Annotated in this window: 16 protein-coding genes and 1 pseudogene; 2 read left to right on the forward strand and 15 right to left on the reverse strand. The window is 68.7% G+C overall.

From position 1 onward, the window contains the following. Positions 1-30: 30 nt before the first annotated feature. From lpxB to LYSHEL_RS10835, 13 genes and pseudogenes are all read right to left on the reverse strand, one after another. Entirely contained in the window at positions 31-1,233 is a 1,203-nt protein-coding gene (gene lpxB, locus LYSHEL_RS10775) for a lipid-A-disaccharide synthase (protein ID WP_244858518.1), read from the reverse strand. 4 nt (positions 1,234-1,237) lie between these two features. After that, a complete protein-coding gene (lpxA, locus tag LYSHEL_RS10780; protein WP_213434040.1) occupies positions 1,238-2,038 on the reverse strand; it encodes an acyl-ACP--UDP-N-acetylglucosamine O-acyltransferase in 801 nt (266 codons plus the stop codon). A 4-nt stretch (positions 2,039-2,042) separates the two neighbouring features. Then, the gene (gene fabZ, locus LYSHEL_RS10785) at positions 2,043-2,492 is read right to left on the reverse strand and encodes a 3-hydroxyacyl-ACP dehydratase FabZ (RefSeq protein WP_213434041.1); all 450 of its coding nucleotides are present in this window, start codon (positions 2,490-2,492) and stop codon (positions 2,043-2,045) included. 6 nt (positions 2,493-2,498) lie between these two features. Further along, the gene (lpxD, locus tag LYSHEL_RS10790; protein ID WP_213434042.1) at positions 2,499-3,515 is read right to left on the reverse strand and encodes a UDP-3-O-(3-hydroxymyristoyl)glucosamine N-acyltransferase; all 1,017 of its coding nucleotides are present in this window, start codon (positions 3,513-3,515) and stop codon (positions 2,499-2,501) included. A gap of 25 nt (positions 3,516-3,540) precedes the next feature. After that, positions 3,541-5,868: pseudogene (gene bamA / locus LYSHEL_RS10795) on the reverse strand (outer membrane protein assembly factor BamA); the annotation flags it as partial. A gap of 271 nt (positions 5,869-6,139) precedes the next feature. Continuing rightward, positions 6,140-7,504 carry an RIP metalloprotease RseP gene (rseP, locus tag LYSHEL_RS10800; protein ID WP_213434044.1) on the reverse strand — a complete coding sequence of 455 codons (1,365 nt, stop codon included), beginning with the start codon at positions 7,502-7,504 and terminating at the stop codon, positions 6,140-6,142. A gap of 3 nt (positions 7,505-7,507) precedes the next feature. Beyond that, on the reverse strand, positions 7,508-8,683 hold the full coding sequence (locus LYSHEL_RS10805; protein ID WP_213434045.1) for a 1-deoxy-D-xylulose-5-phosphate reductoisomerase: 1,176 nt from the start codon (positions 8,681-8,683) through the stop codon (positions 7,508-7,510). Between the two features lie 2 nt (positions 8,684-8,685). Further along, positions 8,686-9,522 carry a phosphatidate cytidylyltransferase gene (locus LYSHEL_RS10810; RefSeq protein ID WP_213434046.1) on the reverse strand — a complete coding sequence of 279 codons (837 nt, stop codon included), beginning with the start codon at positions 9,520-9,522 and terminating at the stop codon, positions 8,686-8,688. Then, a complete protein-coding gene (gene uppS, locus LYSHEL_RS10815) occupies positions 9,519-10,274 on the reverse strand; it encodes a polyprenyl diphosphate synthase (RefSeq protein WP_213434047.1) in 756 nt (251 codons plus the stop codon). Before uppS ends, LYSHEL_RS10810 begins: the two co-directional genes overlap by 4 nt. Positions 10,275-10,284: 10 nt before the next feature. Then, complete coding sequence (frr, locus tag LYSHEL_RS10820; RefSeq protein ID WP_213434048.1) at positions 10,285-10,842, reverse strand: ribosome recycling factor; 558 nt, start codon at positions 10,840-10,842, stop codon at positions 10,285-10,287. A 137-nt stretch (positions 10,843-10,979) separates the two neighbouring features. After that, positions 10,980-11,915 (reverse strand): cation diffusion facilitator family transporter, encoded by a 936-nt coding sequence (locus LYSHEL_RS10825; protein ID WP_213434049.1) that lies wholly within the window; start codon positions 11,913-11,915, stop codon positions 10,980-10,982. A 4-nt stretch (positions 11,916-11,919) separates the two neighbouring features. Further along, on the reverse strand, positions 11,920-12,642 hold the full coding sequence (gene pyrH / locus LYSHEL_RS10830; protein WP_213434050.1) for a UMP kinase: 723 nt from the start codon (positions 12,640-12,642) through the stop codon (positions 11,920-11,922). Positions 12,643-12,691: 49 nt separating this feature from the next. Beyond that, complete coding sequence (locus LYSHEL_RS10835) at positions 12,692-13,153, reverse strand: DoxX family protein (RefSeq protein ID WP_213434051.1); 462 nt, start codon at positions 13,151-13,153, stop codon at positions 12,692-12,694. Positions 13,154-13,227: 74 nt separating this feature from the next. Between LYSHEL_RS10835 and LYSHEL_RS10840 the strand changes: the two genes are divergently transcribed. Next, entirely contained in the window at positions 13,228-14,115 is an 888-nt protein-coding gene (locus tag LYSHEL_RS10840; RefSeq protein WP_213434052.1) for a LysR family transcriptional regulator, read from the forward strand. Between the two features lie 51 nt (positions 14,116-14,166). Continuing rightward, complete coding sequence (locus LYSHEL_RS10845) at positions 14,167-14,820, forward strand: CmcI family methyltransferase (RefSeq protein ID WP_213434053.1); 654 nt, start codon at positions 14,167-14,169, stop codon at positions 14,818-14,820. Positions 14,821-14,883: 63 nt separating this feature from the next. Here the strand turns inward: LYSHEL_RS10845 and tsf are convergent, their stop codons facing one another. After that, positions 14,884-15,765 carry a translation elongation factor Ts gene (gene tsf / locus LYSHEL_RS10850; RefSeq protein WP_213434054.1) on the reverse strand — a complete coding sequence of 294 codons (882 nt, stop codon included), beginning with the start codon at positions 15,763-15,765 and terminating at the stop codon, positions 14,884-14,886. Between the two features lie 147 nt (positions 15,766-15,912). Then, on the reverse strand, positions 15,913-16,737 hold the full coding sequence (gene rpsB, locus LYSHEL_RS10855; protein WP_213434055.1) for a 30S ribosomal protein S2: 825 nt from the start codon (positions 16,735-16,737) through the stop codon (positions 15,913-15,915). Between the last annotated feature and the right edge of the window lie 100 nt (positions 16,738-16,837).

Consider the following 16,837-nt stretch of genomic DNA (forward strand, 5'->3'; position numbering starts at 1 on the left):
GCGGCGCGAGCGTGCGACGGCGCGACGCATTCACGCAAGAGGGGCCTGCGCGACGGCGACGGCGGGCACGTCGTCGAGCAGTTCGGCGATCGCGTCGGCCGCGCGCGCGGAGGCATCGCGGCGCAAGGCCAGGTGCAGGGCGCGGAAGGTCGGCTGCAGCATCGCGCCCGCGTCCGGCGTGCGCAGGAACGGCAGCAGCGCGGCGGCGAGCTTGTCGGGCGTGCAGTCGTCCTGCAGCAGTTCGGGGACGATGGGTTCGCCGGCCAGCACGTTCGGCAGCGAGACCGACTGCACTTTCAGCAAGCCGAACGCCCGCACGATCGCGTGGCTGAGCGGCGCGAGCCGATAGCCCACGACCATCGGCCGCTTGCACAGCATCGCTTCGAGCGCGGCCGTGCCGGAGGCGAGGAGCACGGCGTCGCTGGCGATCATCGCGCGCTGCGCCTGGCCGTCGAGGATCGTCACGTCGAAGGCGTCGTTCGATGTGCGCAAGGCGTCGATGGCCGCGCGGCAGGGCGCGTTGGCCGCGGGCACCACGACGCGGAGCTTCGGGATGTCGCGCGCGAGGCGCGAAGCGGCGTCGAAGAAGATGCGGCCCAGGCGCTGGATCTCGCCGACGCGCGAGCCCGGCAGGATCGCGAGCACGTGGTCGTCCGGCGCGAAGCCGAGCGCTTCGCGCGCGGCCATGCGATCCGGTTCCAGCGGCAATGCGTCGGCGAGCGGATGGCCGATGTAGCGCGCATCGATGCCGTGGCGCGCGTAGATGGGTGGTTCCATCGGGAACAGGCACAGCACGCGATCCGCGCTGCGGCCGATCTTCGCGGCGCGCGATTCGCGCCACGCCCACACCGACGGGCTGACGTCGTGCACGGTGCGGATGCCGCGCTGCTTGAGCCAGCGTTCGACGGGCAAATTGAAATCGGGGGCGTCGATGCCGATGAAGACATCGGGTTGCCACGCGAGCATGCGCGCGCGGAAGACCGAACGCAGCGCCAGCAGGCGCGGCAGGTGCGCGAGCACTTCGGCCAGGCCCATCACGGCGAGTTCGGCGGCGTCGTGCCAGGCGTCGAAGCCGGCCTGCCGCATCAACGGGCCGCCGATGCCGGCGAACTCCGCCTCGGGGAAGCGCGTGCGCAAGGCCTCGATCAATCCGGCGCCCAGCTGGTCGCCGGAGGTTTCGCCCGCGACGAGGCCGATGCGGAAGGCGCGGCGCGGGGCGTCGGCCGGGGTCATCGCGTCAGCGCAGCAGTGCGCGTTCGCCGCGCGCGATGAAGTCGCGCATGGCGCGCACATCGATGCTGTCGCGGGCCTGTTCGTCCAGTTGCGCCAGCGCCTCGTCGAGCTTCGCGCCGGAGACGTAGAGCGTGCGGTACGCGCGCTTGATCGCCGAGACGCGCGCGGCGTCGAAGCCGCGGCGCTTGAGGCCTTCGGCGTTGATGCCGCGCGGACGGCCGTAGCCTTCCTGCGCCACCATCACGAAGGGCGGCACGTCGCCGTTGACGAACGCGCCCATGCCGACGAAGGCGTGGTCGCCGATGCGGCAGAACTGGTGCACGCCGACGAAGCCGCTCAGGATCACCTGGTCGCCCACTTCCACGTGCCCGGCCAGCGTGGCGTTGTTGGAGAAGATGCAGCCGTTGCCGACGATGCAATCGTGCGCCACGTGCACGTAGGCGAGCAGCCAGTTGCCGTTGCCGATGCGCGTGGTGCCGCCGCCGTTGCCGGTGCCGCGGCTGATCGTGGTGAATTCGCGGATGACGTTGTCGTCGCCGATCACCAGTTCGGTGCGTTCGCCGGCGAACTTCTTGTCCTGCGGATCGCCGCCGATGGCGGCGTGAGCGTGGAAATGGTTGCGCGCGCCGATGCGCGTGGGGCCGGTGATCGTGCAGTGCGGGCCGACGATGGTGTCGTCGCCGATCTCCACGTCCGCGCCGATGACGCAGAACGCACCGATGCGCACGTTCGCGCCGAGGCGCGCGCCGGGATCCACTTGCGCGCTCGGGTGGACGGCTGCGCTGGCGTGCACCTGCGCGCTCATGCGGTCAGGCCTTCACTTCCGCGCACAGGATGTCGGCGCAGGCGACGTGTTCGCCGTCCACGCGCGCGATGCCGTTGTACATGGCCATGTTGCGGATGGTGCGCTTGAGCACGACTTCCAGCACCAGCTGGTCGCCGGGCACCACCATCTTGGTGAACTTCGCGTTGTCGATCTTCACCAGGTAGAACAACTTGCCGGCCGCGCCTTCGCCGTGCGAGAGCTGCGTGAGCAGGCCGCCGGTCTGCGCGAGCGCTTCGATCACCAGCACGCCTGGCATCACCGGGTGGCCGGGGAAGTGGCCGTTGAAGAACGGCTCGTTGATCGTGACGTTCTTCAGGCCGACGATGCGCTTGTGCGCTTCGAATTCGGTCACGCGGTCGACCAGCAGGAAGGGATAGCGGTGCGGCAGCAGTTCCTGGATCGCCAGCACGTCGAGGGGGAGTTGCACGTCCATCGTTCGTCAGTCCTTGTCGCCGGCCGACAGGCGTCGGGCCATGGCGTCGAGTTGCTTGAAGCGGGCGGCGCTCTTGCGCCACGCGCGATTGTCCATGATCGGCGTGCCGGAGGAGTATTCGCCCGGTTCGCGGATGCTGTGGGTGACCAGGCTCATCGCGGTCACGATGACGCGGTCGCACACTTCCAGGTGCCCCAGCACGCCGGCGCCGCCGCCGATGAGGCAGTAGCGGCCGATCTTCGCGCTGCCGGCCACCGCGGCGCAGCCGGCCATCGCGGTGTGCGCGCCGATGGTCACGTTGTGGCCGACCTGGATCTGGTTGTCCAGGCGCACGTCTTCCTCGAGCACGGTGTCGCCGAGGGCGCCGCGGTCGATGGTGGTGTTGGCGCCGATCTCGCAGTCGTCGCCGACTACCACACCGCCGAGCTGCGGCACCTTGATCCAGTGGCCGGCATCCATCGCCAGGCCGAAGCCGTCGGCGCCGAGCACGGCGCCCGGATGGATGCGCACGCGCTTGCCGAGGCGCACGCGCACGACCAGCGTGACGCGCGCGATGAGTTGCGCGCCGTCGCCCACGATGCAGTCGTCGCCGACGATGCAGCCGGGCCCGAGCATCGCGCCCGCACCCACCACGCTGCGCGCGCCGATGACGACGTGCGGGCCCAGGTGCGCGGTGGGATCGACGGTGGCCGTGGGATCCACGACGGCCGTCGCATGCACGCCGGGCGGCGCGACGACGACCGGTTCGAACAAGGCGGAGATGCGCGCGAACGTGGCGTACGGATCGCGCGCGACGAGGGCGTTGCCGGTGAAGCCTTCGGCATCCTCGGCGCGCATCACCACGAGGCTGGCCTGCGTCTGCGCGAGCTGCGCGCGGTAACGCGGGTTGGCGAGGAAGGCGAGGGTGCCGGGCCCGGCGTCGGCCAACGTGGCCACGCCGTGCACGGTGGTCGCCGGATCGCCGGCGACTTCCAGGCCGAACCGCGACGCCAGGTCTGCTGCGCTGTACGTCGCGTCGCTCATGCGTTGCGTGTCCTGACGACGCGCGTCAGAACTGCCCGCCGAAGCTGAACTGCAGGCGTTCGGTTTCGTCGGCCGGCAGGAACGTGACCGGGTCGATCTTGTCCTGCGACTTGATCGGGATCGCGTAGCTGATCGACAGCGGACCCATCGGCGAACGCCACAGCAGCGCCACGCCCGTGGAGGCGCGCAGTTCGCCGGCGTCGAAGGCGTCGAAGCTTTCGAACACGTTGCCGAAGTCGACGAACGCCGAGATGCGCGCCGCCGGGGAATCGAACAGCTTCGGGAACACCAGTTCGAACGTGCCCACGGTCTTCAGCGCGCCGCCGATCGGCTGCCACACGCCGGTGAATTCGCGCGGGCCGAGGGAGTTGTCGACGAAGCCGCGCACGCGGCCCGCCGAGCTGATGCCGCCCGCGTAGAAGTTCTCGAAGAACGGCATCGCATCGCTGTTGACGGTGCGCAGGAAGTCGTCGGACGCCGGCGTGCAGGGCACGGTCATGTTCACGCACAGGTCGCGCGTCTGGAAGCTGCCGTAGTTGTCGCCGTAGCCGACGTCGAAGCCGGTGAGCAGGATCAGCGACTGGCTGAGCGGCCAGTATTTCTGGAACTCGTATTCGGCCTTGTAGTACTGCGCGGTGGAACCGGGTAGTGCGATTTCGAGGCTGGCGCGCTGGTACGTGCCGCGCGACGGCATGAAGTAGTCGTTGCGCGTGTCGCGCGCGTAGGCCAGCTGCGTGCGCCAGGCATGGAACGTGTTCTGGCCGACGGCGTCGATGTAGTCGCGGAAGCTGCGCGGCGTGCCCAGCGAGGTGAGGATCTCGTTGGTGTCGATGCCCACCAGCGCCGAGACGGTGTCGTACTCGGTGATCGGCAGGCCCAGGAACACCTGCGCCGAACCGCTGTTGGTGGAGTAGTTGGCCACGCCGAAGTCGGAGTAGTCGAACTCGCGCCACCAGAAGTTGTAGCCCAGCGACATGCCTTCGTCGGTGAAGTACGGGTTGGTGAACGAGAAGTCGTAGCGCTTCTGGTAGCTGGACTGCTGCGCGGCCATGCTCACGCGGTTGCCGCTGCCCAGGAAGTTGTTCTCGGACAGCTGCACCGACAGGTTGACGCCCGACAGCTGCGAGTAACCCACGCCGAACATGAAGCTGCCCGAGGTGGTTTCCTTGACGGTGAAGGTGACGTCCACCTGGTCGTCGCTGCCGGCGACCGGCACGTTCTCCACTTCCACGGTTTCGAAGTAGCCCAGGCGCTGCAGGCGGACCTTCGAACGGTCGACCGCGGCCTGCGAATACCACGCGCCTTCGAACTGGCGCAGTTCGCGGCGCAGCACTTCGTCGGCGGTGCGCGTGTTGCCCTTGAACACGATCTGGCGGACGTTGACGCGCGGGCCCGGCACGACCTGGAAGTTGATCCCGACCGTCTTGGCCTGCTGGTCGACGTCCGGGATCGGGTTCACCTGCGCGAACGCATAGCCGATGTTGGCGAGGTTGGCGGTGATGGTGTCCGACGTGTACTCCAGCAGCGCGCGCGAGAAGATCTGACCCTTCTTCACCGGCACCATGCGCTCGACGTCTTCCTGCGGCAGGACCGTGTCGCCGGTGACCTTCACGCTGGAGATCGTGTACTGCTCGCCTTCGCTGATGCCGGCGGTGAGGTACATGTCGCGCTTGTCGGGGCTGATCGAGACCTCGGTGGAATCGAGGCTGAAATCGACGTAGCCGCGGTCGAGGTACCAGCTGTTGAGCTTCTCGATGTCGCCGGAAAGCTTTTCGCGCGAGTACTGGTCGTCGCGCTTGTACCAGGACAGCCAGTTGTGTTCCTTGGATTCCCAGTTGTCCGTGATCGCCTCGTCGGAGAACTTCTCGTTGCCGACCAGGTTGATGTGCTGGATCTTGGCGGCCTTGCCTTCCTTGATCGTGATCGTGACATCGACGCGGTTGCGGTCCAGGCGCGCCACGGTGGGCGTGATCTGGACGTTGTACTTGCCGCGGTTGTTGTACTGGCGGTTGAGCTCCTGGGTGACGCGGTCCAGGCTCAGGCGGTCGAAGGTCTCGCCTTCGGACAGGCCGATTTCCTTCAGGCCCTTCGTCAGGTCTTCGGTCTTGATGTCCTTGTTGCCGGTCAACGTGAGCTTGTTGATGGCGGGACGCTCGACGACCGTGATCACCAGGATGTCGCCCTGGCGATCGAGGTGCACGTCTTCGAAGAAGCCGGTCTTGTACAGCGCGCGGATGGACTCGGCGGCCGAGGCGGCATCCAGCGTGTCGCCCCGCTGCACGGGCAGGTAGGTGAACACCGTGCCCGCGGAGATGCGCTGCAGGCCCTCGATGCGGATGTCGCTGATGGTGAACGCGGACGCATCGACCGTGGACGGCACGTAGCCGGTGGCGGCGGGCTGCGCCAGCGGGCCGGGCGCGGTGGACTGCGCGGGCGTGCCACCGGGGACGGAGAAGGGATCTGCAACCTGTGCGGCCGCGGGAGCGGCGATCGCCGAAGCGAGGGCAAGGGCGAGCAGGCGGCGGGGCAGGTGTCGCGTCATCGTCACGTCCGGTTGGGGGTCGGTGCCACGGTCGGTGGCTGGGTCGCAGGGCAGGGCGCGCCGGGGGCCGGCAGCAGGAAGATCACCAATGGAGCAGTCGGTTCAACAGCACGTCGTTGAACAGCGCCAACCCCATCAGGCCAACCAGCAGCACCAGGCCCACGTATTGTCCGGCAGCCATCGCCCGCTCGCTCAATGGGCTGCCCTTGACCAACTCGATAAGGTAGTACAAGAGGTGTCCACCGTCCAAGAGCGGGATGGGCAAGAGGTTGAGGATCGCCAGACTGAGCGACAACAGGGCCAGGAAGTTCAGGAACCAGCCCAGCCCGAGTTGCGCGGTGGCATTGGCGGCGCGGGCCGTGGTGACGGGGCCCGTCACGTACTTCAGCGACATCTGGCCGGTGACCATGCGCTTGATCAGGCCGGTGATCTGCCCGGTGAGCTCGCCGGTGGCCTTGAAGGCCTGCGGCACGGCCGCGAGGGGCCCGTAGCGCAGCATCGCGTCGAAGGCCGGCTGGGTGGCCTTGGCGCTGACGATGCCCAGGCCCACGATTTCGCGGCCATCGGGCTGCTTCAGCTTGCCGGGCGTGATTTCGAGCGCGAGGCGTTCGCCTTCGCGCTGCACTTCGATCATCCCGGGGCCGCCGCGCGCGGCGAGCGCGCGCACCTTCGGCGCGATGTCGTCGAAGCTTTCGACCGGCTGGCCGTCCACGGCGGTGACGCGGTCGTCCTGCGCGAGGATCCCGTAGGCCGGCGCGCCCTTGGTGATGTCGCCGATCACCGGCGGCACCAGCATGTGGCGCGGCACCAGGCCCATCAGGCGGACCGCGTTGGTCTCGTCGAAGCCCTGCGGCATCTTCGACAGGTCCAGCGTGCGGCGCGCGGTACCGCCCTCGCGCGTGCGCACGTCGATCTGCACCGGCTTGCGATCGATCGCCGAAATGGTGAGCGCGTACTGCGCCTCGGTCCAAGTCGGCGTGTCGCTGCCGTCGATTTTCTGGATGACATCGCCGGTGCGCAGGCCCGCCTGCGCGGCGATGCCCTGCGCGCTGCCGACGGCCGCCGCGTAATCGGGACGCCCGACGACGAACATCGCCCACAGCAGGAACACGCACAGCACGAGGTTGGCGAGCGGACCGGCGGCGGCGATCGCGATGCGCTGGCCGACGGGTTTCGCGGCGAGCGTCTGCGCCTGCAGCGCGGGCGTGTACTGGTCGTCGCGCTCGTCGAGCATGCGCACGTAGCCGCCGAGCGGCAGCATCGCGACGACGTATTCGGTGCCGTCCTTGCCGCGGCGCAGCCACAGCGGGCGGCCGAAGCCGACGGAGAAGCGCAGCACCTTCACCCCGCAGCGGCGCGCGACGAAGAAGTGTCCGAATTCGTGGATGGTGACGAGCACGCCGAGTGCGACGATGAACCACCACGCAGAGCCGATCGTTTCGCCCATTGCTCAGTCTCGGTCGTGGATGCGGACGATGGCGCGCCCGGCATGCTCGCGCGCGGCCCGGTCGGCCTCGCGGAGGATGTCGAGCGTGCCGGCGGGGGTGGCGGGCAGCGCGGCCAGGGTGTCCTCGACCAGCGCGGGGATGCCTAGGAAGCCCACGCGGCCCTGAAGAAAGGCTGAAACCGCGACTTCGTTGGCGGCATTCAAGATCGCCGGCGCCGTGCCGCCCGCTTCCAGCGCGGAATACGCCAGGCCCAGGCACGGGAAAGCGGCGCGATCCGGGGCTTCGAACTCCAGCGTGCCGTGCTGCAGCAGGTCGAGCGTGCCGACGCCCGAGGCCACGCGTTCCGGCCAGGCCAGGCCGACGGCGAGCGCAGTGCGCATGTCGGGCAGGCCGAGCTGCGCGAGCGTGCTGCCGTCGACGAAATGCACCAGCGAATGCACGAGGCTCTGCGGATGCACGAGCACGTCGATGCGCGACGCATCCACGCCGAACAGGTGATGCGCCTCGATCACTTCGAGGCCCTTGTTCATCAGCGTGGCCGAATCGACCGAGATCTTCGGCCCCATCGACCACTTGGGATGCGCGACGGCCTGCGCCGGCGTGACATCGGCCAGCTGCGCGCGCGTGCGTCCGCGGAACGGACCGCCCGACGCCGTGAGGCAGATGCGTGCGAGCCCCGCGTGCGCCGCCGCGTCGGGCAGGCACTGGAAGATCGCGTTGTGTTCGCTGTCGATCGGCACGATCGTTGCGCCGGCGGCGTGCGCGGCGCGCGTGAGCAGTTCGCCGGCGAGGACGAGGGATTCCTTGTTCGCGAGCAGCAGGCGCTTGCCGGCTTGCGCCGCAGCGAGCGTGGAGCGCAATCCCGCGGCGCCGACGATGGCGGCGACGACGGTGTCGCACGCATCCCCGGCCACGAGTGCATCGAGGGCGTCTTCGCCGGTGTGCGCCTGCGTCGGCAGGCCGGCCTCGCGCAAGCCATCGCGCAACGCCGCGAACTTCGCGCCATCGGCGATCACCGCGTGGTCGGGCCGGTGCGTGCGGCACAACGCCAGCAACGCGTCCACCTGCGATCCGGCCGCGAGCACGCTCGCGCGCATCCGCTGCGGATGCCGCGCGATGACGTCGAGCGCGCTGCACCCGATCGAACCGGTAGCGCCGAGGACTGCGACCCGTTGCATCGTCAGAAGCCGAGGAGGCCCTTGCCCAGCGCGAACACGGGCAGCGCGGCCAGCACGCTGTCGATGCGGTCGAGGATGCCGCCGTGCCCGGGGATGAGGTCGCCCGAATCCTTCGCGCCCACGTGGCGCTTGAGCAAGCTTTCGAAGAGATCGCCCACCACCGAGAAGCCCACCGTCACCACCACCACGATCGCCACCAGCGGCAACTGCGCCACGGTGGCGCCGGCGAAGGGCGCGGCGATCAACGACACGACCACTGCGGCGACGAGCCCGCCGACGAAGCCTTCGATCGTCTTGTTCGGGCTGATGCGCGGGCTGAGCTTGTGCTTGCCGAACTTGCGGCCCGCGAAATACGCACCCGAGTCCGCGGCCCAGCAGATGCCCAGCGCGATCAGCAGCCACACGTGGCCGTCGGGATCGCTGCCGTGGATCAGCGCGAGCGCGGCCCACGCCGGGATCACCGCCAGCGTGCCCGCGGCGAGCTTGAACATGCGCGCATGCGTGTCGTGGTCGGACGCGAATTCGAAATGCTTGAGCCACAACATCGCGAGCAGCCACCAGACGACGCCGACCACCGTGGCGATCTGGAACAGCACGAAACTGAAACCCGTCGGCGTGCGCGAGGCCCACACGATGGCGACCATCAGCGCGAGGTTGGCCACCAGCAGCACCGTGCGGTGCAGCGTGTCGTCGATCTCCGACAGGCGGAACCATTCCCACAGGCCGGCCAGGAACAGGATGGCCGCCAGCATCACCAGCCACGGCGTGTCGACGAACAACACGGCGCCCACGGCGATCGGGGTCATGAACAGCGCGGCCAGCAATCGCGTGCGGGTCATTCTTGGTTCCGTTGAGGGGTGCCGGCCTGGGCGCCCGTGAGTCCGAAGCGCCGCTCCCGCATCGCGTAATCCGCGAGGGCCTGGCGGAGTGTGGCGGCATCCACGTCCGGCCACAACGTTTCGGTGAACCACAGCTCGGTATAGGCCAGTTGCCACAGCAGGAAGTTGCTGATGCGCAGGTCGCCGCCGGTGCGGATGAACAGGTCCGGCGCCGGAAGGTCGGCCAGCGCCATGTGCAGGCCCAGTGACGCCTCGTCGATGTCGTCCGGCTGCAGGCGGCCCGCGGCGACCTCGCGCGCGAGCGCGCGCGCCGCGTTGGCGATGTCCCAGCGCCCGCCGTAGCTGGCGGCGATGGTCAGGTGCAGCACGGTGTTGGCGCGCGTGGTGGCTTCGGCGGCGTCCATGCGCGCGAGGATCGCGGCGCCGAAGCGTTCGCGTTCACCGATGAAGCGCACGCGCACGCCGCAGCGATGCAGTTCGTCCACTTCGCGATCCAGCGCGTTGAGGAACAACTTCATCAGCGCGCCCACTTCTTCGTCGGGGCGTCCCCAGTTCTCGCTGGAGAAGGCGAACAGCGTGAGCGCCTGGATGCCGTGCTCGATGCAGAAGTCGATGCACAGGTTCACCGCGCGCGCGCCGGCGCGATGGCCGATGGCGCGCGGACGGCGACGGCGTTCGGCCCAGCGGCCGTTGCCGTCCATGATGACGGCGAGGTGGCGCGGAACCCGCGCCGGCGATGCGTCGGAAGGCATGGCGACGGTCTCAGACCGCCATCAGTTCTTTTTCCTTGTCCTTCACCACGTCGTCGACGTCCTTGATCGCCTTGTCGGTCAGCTTCTGGATCTCGTCCTCGCTGCGGCGCTCTTCGTCTTCCGTGATCTTCTTGTCCTTCAGCAGTTCCTTGACCTGGTGGTTCGCGTCGCGGCGGATGTTGCGGATCGCGACCTTGGCGTCTTCGCCACCGGCGTGCACGTGCTTGGACAGTTCCTTGCGGCGCTCTTCGGTGAGCGGCGGCAGGTTGATGCGGATGACGGTGCCGGCGGTGTTGGGCGTCAGGCCGAGGTCGGACGCGAAGATCGCCTTCTCCACCGCCGCCACCATGGGCTTCTCCCACGGCGTGATGGTGAGCGTGCGCGCGTCGGCCACGCCGATCGTCGCCACCTGGCTCAGCGGCATGTCGGTGCCGTAATAGTTGACCTTCAGGTGCTCGACCAGCGCGGTGGAGGCGCGGCCGGTGCGGAGCTTGGTGAGGTCCTGGCGGAAGGCATCGACGCTCTTCTGCATGCGGGTCGTGGCGTCTTTCTTGATGTCGTTGAGCATCGGGGGCTCCGGTCCTTGCGATCAGGCGCGGGATTATAGGGGAGCGGGGACGAGGGACCGGGGACCAGGGACCAGGGACGAGCAGAACAGCGCTTGGCTTTACCGGTCCCCGGTCCCTGGTCCCCGGTCCCTGCTTTTCAGTGATGCGGCGCCCGATCGTGCAAATCGTGCTCGCAGCCGGCCCCGTGCTCGATCTGCAGGGTCGGGTGGTTGATGCCGAAACGGGCGTCGAGTTCCACCACCACCGCGTCGAGGAAGGCGTCGTGGTCCACCTGGCCGGGGCGGATCAGGTGCGCGGTCATCGCGATTTCGCCCGCGCCGAGGGACCAGATGTGCACGTGGTGCACCGCCGAGACGCCGGGCTGCGCGGCGAGGAAGTCGTGGACCTGCGCCGGATCCAGCCCGCGCGGCACCGCGTCCATCGCCGCAGCGAAGCTGTCGCGCAGCAGGCCGAAGGCGCTGAAGGCGACCACCGCGCCGACCAGCAACGCGGTCAGCGGATCCAGCCAGCGCCAGCCGAAGGCCAGCATGCCCGCGCCGGCGAGTACGGCCGCGGCCGACACCGCCGCATCCGCCACCAGGTGCAGGAAGGCACCGCGCCGGTTGAGGTCGTCGTGCCCGCCATGCATGAACTTCGCCGCGCCCAGGTTCACCGCGATGCCGATGCCGGCCACGATCATCACGGGAATGCCCGGCACTTCCGGCGGTGCGCTGAAGCGACGCACCGCTTCCCACGCCAGCGCGCCGGAAAACCCCGCGAGCACGATCGCGTTGGCGAGCGGCGACAGCAGCGTGGCGCGTCGCCAGCCGTACGTATGGCGCTCGGTCGGCGCACGTCGCGCGATCGTCGCCGCGCCCCACGCGAGCGCCAGCCCCAGCACGTCGCCGAGGTTGTGCACCGCATCGGACAGCAACGCGAGCGAATTGGTCGCGAAGCCGTACGCGGCTTCGAGCACGGTGTAGGCGAGGTTGAGCAGCGTCACCCACGCGAAGGCGCGGACGCCGGCGTCGCCGTGGTGGTGGTCGCGCGCTGCGTGCGCGTCGTCGGCGCCGTGCGAGTGTCCGGCGCCCATGCCGTCAGTTGCGGCCGCGGACCAGCGTGCCGATGTTCTCGCCGCGCAGGATGCGCAGCAGCACGCCGGGCTGCGACATGTCGAAGATGCGCAACGGCAGGTCGCTGTCGCGCGCGAGCGCGAACGCCGCGGTATCCATCACCTGCAGGTCGCGCGAGATCACCTCGTCGTAGGTGAGCGAATCGAAGCGCACCGCGTCGCTGTGCTTCTTCGGATCCTTGTCGTACACGCCGTCGACCTTGGTGGCCTTGAGCAGCAGGTCGGCGCCGATCTCGATCGCGCGCAACGCCGCGCCCGAATCGGTGGTGAAGAACGGATTGCCCGTGCCCGCGGCGAAGATGGTGATGCGGCCCTTTTCAAGATGGCGCACGGCGCGGCGGCGGATGTAGTCCTCGCACACGTCGTTGATCTTGATCGCGCTCATCACGCGGCAGCGGCCGCCCACCTTCTCCAGCGCGTCCTGCATCGCGAGCGCGTTGATCACGGTGGCGAGCATGCCCATCTGGTCGCCGGTGACGCGGTCCATGCCGCCGGCGGCCAGGCCCGCGCCGCGGAAGATGTTGCCCCCGCCGATGACCAGCGCGATCTCCGCGCCGGCCTCGCGGGCCTCCATCACTTCGCGCGCCAGGCGCCCGATGACCTTCGGGTCGATCCCGTAGTCCTCGTCGCCCATCAACGCCTCGCCGGACAACTTCAACAGGACGCGGCGACAGGCGAGCTGGGACATGGACGCTCCGGGCATAGCAGGGGATGGCGGCGATTCTAGCCGAACCGCTCTATCCGACGGCCGGGGCGAAGCGATCCGAGCGCAGCAGCGCGAACGCGCCATCGCCCGACAGCCACAACACCACCGAGGCCACGATCAGGAACAGCGGGTACTCCCAGCCGCCGCCGGTGGCCGTGAACACCCAGCCATTGGGCAGGTGCACCGCGAGCGCGCCGACCAGGACCGGCAGCAGCGCCACCGCCACCTGCCGCGCGTACACGCCGAACAGCAGCGCCAGGCCGCCGGCGATCTCGTACGGCACCACCGCATAGGCGAGCGCCCCCGGGATGCCGTGCGCATCGAAGAAGGCCGCCGTGCCGGGCAGGGTGAAGACGAAGAGCTTGAGCATCGCGTGCGACAGCCACATCGCGGCGAGCGAGACCCGCAGCAGCGCGAGGCCGGCGGCGTTGGCGCCCAGGGGCGCGGGACGGGCCGAAGCGACGCCGGTGGAAGCAGTAACGGAAATAGCCATGACAGGCTCCTTTGCGATTCGGGGGGCGCCAGCCTAGGATTGCGGCGCTGCAATCGGAATAGGTGGAAAAGCAAATGCCCGTTGCACCATCGCAATACGACCTGTCCCCCGCGGACCTCGCCACCGTCCTCGCGCTCGCGCGCCGCGGCACCCTGGCCGCCGCCGGCGAACTCCTCGCCATCGACAGCTCCACCGTCTTCCGCGCGCTGCAGCGCATCGAGAAGGGCGTGCACCAGCGCCTGTTCGAACGCACGCGTGGCGGCTATCGGCCGACCGAGCTCGGCGCGCACCTGGTACGCCACGCCGAACGCATCGAAGCCGAACTCGACGCCGCGCGCAGCGCCACGCAATCGCCGGGCGGTGCGGTGTCGGGCACCGTGCGCATCAGCACCACCGACACATTGCTGCACGGCCTGATCATGCCGGCGCTGCGCACGTTGTCGGTCGAGCATCCCTTGCTGCAATTCGAGATCACCGCGAGCAACGAACTCGCCAGCCTCACGCGCCGCGATGCCGACATCGCGGTGCGCGCCACATCGGCGCCGCCGGACCACGTCGTCGGCAAGCGCCTGGGCCCGATCGACGTCGCGTTGTACGCCGCGCGCAGTCGCGGCAAGCACGTGCCGCCCATCGATCCCGCGACGGCACCGTGGATCGCGCCCGACGAAGCCCTGCCGCAACATCCCGGCGTGCTGTGGCGCAAGCGCAGATATCCCGCGATCGTGCCGCGCTACCAGGTCAACAGCATCCTGTCGGTGGCCGAAGGCATCGCCGCGGGATTGGGCATCGGCGTGTTGCCGGTGTTCCTCGCGCGCGAACGCGACGACCTGGTCGCGCTCACGGACGTGCTCCTCGATGCGCGCACGCAGCTATGGATGCTCACGCACCCCGAGTCGCGCCACCTGCGCAGGATCGCCACCGTCGCGCACCACTTGTCGGAAACCATCGCGCTGGACGGGTGAACGCCCCGCCTTGCGGGCAAGCTGGCCATCCGCGCCCGCAAGGAGCACGCCATGTCGCTCTGGTCCGATTTCCTGACCAACGAAGACTTGCTGATCCACAAGTGGAAGCACTACTTCCCGATCTACGAACGCCACCTCGCGCGCTTCCGCGACCAGGACGTGCTGATGCTGGAGATCGGCGTGAGCCACGGCGGCAGCCTGCGGATGTGGAAACGGATGCTCGGCCCGCATGCACGCATCGTGGGCATCGACATCGACCCGCGCGCGGCGGGCGCCGCCGAAGACCAGGTCGACGTGCGCATCGGCAGCCAGGCCGATGCCGCGTTCCTGCGCAGCGTCGTCGAGGAATTCGGCGCGCCGGACATCGTGCTCGACGACGGCAGCCACGTGATGGAACACGTCAACGCCACCTTCGACGTGCTGTATCCGCTGGTCCCGAAGAATGGCGTGTACATGGTCGAAGACATGCACACGGCGTACTGGGACGAATTCGGCGGCGGCCTGGGCAGGGCGGGGAGTTTCATCGAACGCAGCAAGGCGCTGGTGGACCGCCTCAATGCCGACCACGCGCGCGGCGCGATCGCGCCGGACGACTTCACCGCCAGCACGCGTTCGATCTGCTTCTACGATTCCTTCGTCGTCTTCGAGAAGGGCCGCACCACCGGCAAGTCCGCGCCGCAGGTCGGCAAGCGCCTGTTCGATTGACGCGCAACAAAAAACCCGCGATCGCTCGCGGGTTTTTCGTGGATCAGGCTTGGCGCCCGGCGATCAGACCTGCATCGCCTTGGCCACTTCGGCCGCGTAGTCTTCCTTGACCTTCTCGATGCCTTCGCCCACTTCCAGGCGCTGGAAGCGCAGCACGTCGGCGCCGGCGGCCTTCGCCGCGGCTTCGACCGTCTGGTCCTGGTTGAGCGCGTAGGACTGGCCGTACAGCGTCACTTCGTTGACGATCTTCGCGATCTTGCCGCTGATGATCTTCTCGAGGATCTCGGCCGGCTTCTGCTTGTCCTTGTCGGACATCTTGGCCAGTTCGATTTCCTTTTCCTTCGCGACGAAGTCGGCCGGCACGTCGGCGGCCTTGTTGTGCGGCGGGTTGAGCGCGGTGATGTGCATCGCCACGCCGCGCGCGAAGTCGGCGTCGCCGCCCTTCACTTCGACCAGCACGCCGATGCGGTGGTTGGTGTGCACGTAGGCAGCGAGGTTGTTGCTGCTCTCGAAGCGCACCAGGCGACGGACCTGCACGTTCTCGCCGACCTTCTGGATCACGGCGGCGCGCGCTTCCTCGACGGTCTCGCCCGAGGCCAGCTTCACGGCCTTCAGCGCTTCGGCATCGGCGGCGCCGGATTCCAGCGCGGCCTTGGCCACGGCGTTGGCGAACGCGATGAAGTTGTCGTCCTTGGCCACGAAGTCGGTCTCGGAGTTCACCTCGACCAGCACGGCCTTGCCGGCGGCCTGGGCGACCGCGATGCGGCCTTCGGCGGCGACGCGGCCGGCCTTCTTGTCGGCCTTGACCTGGCCCGTCTTGCGCAGCCACTCGGCCGACGCATCGATGTCGCCGTTGTTCTCGGTGAGCGCCTTCTTGCACTCCATCATGCCGGCGCCGGTGCGCTCGCGCAGTTCCTTGACGAGGGAAGCGGTGATTTCAGCCATGGGGGTGTTCCTCTGTTTTGAAATGCCGTCATCCCCGCGAAGGCGGGGATCCAGCGAATGCGGTGGCGGCGTGGACTCCCGCCTGCGCGGGAGTGACGAGCCAGGATGTGCGGCCGCGCATGCTTGCGCGGCCGCATGACGCCGGGATTACTCGGCCTTGGCGGCCGGGGCAGCCGGCTTGCGCGGCGGGGCCTTCTTGGCCGGGGCGCGGCGCGGGCCCTTCTTGTCGTCGCCTTCGGCGTTGGCGGCTTCGGCGAAGTCTTCCTCGCGGACGTTGGCGGCCGACGGCGCGGCGGCCTTGCCTTCGAGCACCGCGTCGGCGGCGGCGCGGGCGTACAGCTGCACGGCGCGGATGGCGTCGTCGTTGCCCGGGATCGCGTAGTCGACCAGCGCCGGATCGTAGTTGGTGTCGACGACCGCGATGACCGGGATGCCGAGCTTCTTGGCTTCCTTCACGGCGATGTCTTCATGGCCGATGTCGATCACGAACAGCGCGTCGGGCAGGCGGTTCATTTCCTTGATGCCGCCCAGCGAGGCTTCCAGCTTGTCGCGCTCGCGGCGCAGGCCCAGCACTTCGTGCTTGACCAGCTTCTGGAACGTGCCGTCGGTTTCGCCGGCTTCCAGTTCCTTCAGGCGCTGCACGGACTGCTTGACGGTGCGGAAGTTGGTGAGCGTGCCGCCCAGCCAGCGCTGCGTCATGTACGGCATGCCGCAACGGGTCGCTTCTTCCTTGATCGACTCGCGCGCCGAGCGCTTGGTGCCGACGAACAGGATCGAGCCGCGCTTCTGCGCGATGGCCGAGATGAAATTCATCGCGTCGGAGAAGAGCGGCATCGTCTTCTCGAGGTTGATGATGTGGATCTTGCCGCGGGCGCCGAAGATGTACGGACCCATCTTGGGGTTCCAGTAACGGGTCTGGTGGCCGAAGTGCACGCCGGCCTCCAGCATCTGGCGCATGGTGATCTGGGGCATTGCAGGTAACTCCTGAAAGGGAACCGGCCGCCGACAGTGGGCGGGGAATGGTTCCGGGGTTGGGCCTCCCTGTTCGCTTCCGCCTCCGAACCCCTTGCGA

This window comes from Lysobacter helvus (assembly GCF_018406645.1).
Lineage (GTDB): Bacteria > Pseudomonadota > Gammaproteobacteria > Xanthomonadales > Xanthomonadaceae > Noviluteimonas > Noviluteimonas caseinilytica.

Bases quoted from the DNA above. Each gene is read 5' to 3' on its own strand.
- LYSHEL_RS10805 (WP_213434045.1), bottom strand. From the start codon at position 8,683: ATGCAACGGGTCGCAGTCCTCGGCGCTACCGGTTCGATCGGGTGCAGC.
- lpxD (WP_213434042.1), bottom strand. From the start codon at position 3,515: ATGAGCGACGCGACGTACAGCGCAGCAGACCTGGCGTCGCGGTTCGGC.
- LYSHEL_RS10840 (WP_213434052.1), top strand. From the start codon at position 13,228: ATGCCCGTTGCACCATCGCAATACGACCTGTCCCCCGCGGACCTCGCC.
- rseP (WP_213434044.1), bottom strand. From the start codon at position 7,504: ATGGGCGAAACGATCGGCTCTGCGTGGTGGTTCATCGTCGCACTCGGC.
- fabZ (WP_213434041.1), bottom strand. From the start codon at position 2,492: ATGGACGTGCAACTCCCCCTCGACGTGCTGGCGATCCAGGAACTGCTG.
- LYSHEL_RS10810 (WP_213434046.1), bottom strand. From the start codon at position 9,522: ATGACCCGCACGCGATTGCTGGCCGCGCTGTTCATGACCCCGATCGCC.
- pyrH (WP_213434050.1), bottom strand. From the start codon at position 12,642: ATGTCCCAGCTCGCCTGTCGCCGCGTCCTGTTGAAGTTGTCCGGCGAG.
- uppS (WP_213434047.1), bottom strand. From the start codon at position 10,274: ATGCCTTCCGACGCATCGCCGGCGCGGGTTCCGCGCCACCTCGCCGTC.
- tsf (WP_213434054.1), bottom strand. From the start codon at position 15,765: ATGGCTGAAATCACCGCTTCCCTCGTCAAGGAACTGCGCGAGCGCACC.
- frr (WP_213434048.1), bottom strand. From the start codon at position 10,842: ATGCTCAACGACATCAAGAAAGACGCCACGACCCGCATGCAGAAGAGC.
- lpxB (WP_244858518.1), bottom strand. From the start codon at position 1,233: ATGACCCCGGCCGACGCCCCGCGCCGCGCCTTCCGCATCGGCCTCGTC.
- LYSHEL_RS10835 (WP_213434051.1), bottom strand. From the start codon at position 13,153: ATGGCTATTTCCGTTACTGCTTCCACCGGCGTCGCTTCGGCCCGTCCC.
- lpxA (WP_213434040.1), bottom strand. From the start codon at position 2,038: ATGAGCGCGCAGGTGCACGCCAGCGCAGCCGTCCACCCGAGCGCGCAA.
- rpsB (WP_213434055.1), bottom strand. From the start codon at position 16,737: ATGCCCCAGATCACCATGCGCCAGATGCTGGAGGCCGGCGTGCACTTC.
- LYSHEL_RS10845 (WP_213434053.1), top strand. From the start codon at position 14,167: ATGTCGCTCTGGTCCGATTTCCTGACCAACGAAGACTTGCTGATCCAC.
- LYSHEL_RS10825 (WP_213434049.1), bottom strand. From the start codon at position 11,915: ATGGGCGCCGGACACTCGCACGGCGCCGACGACGCGCACGCAGCGCGC.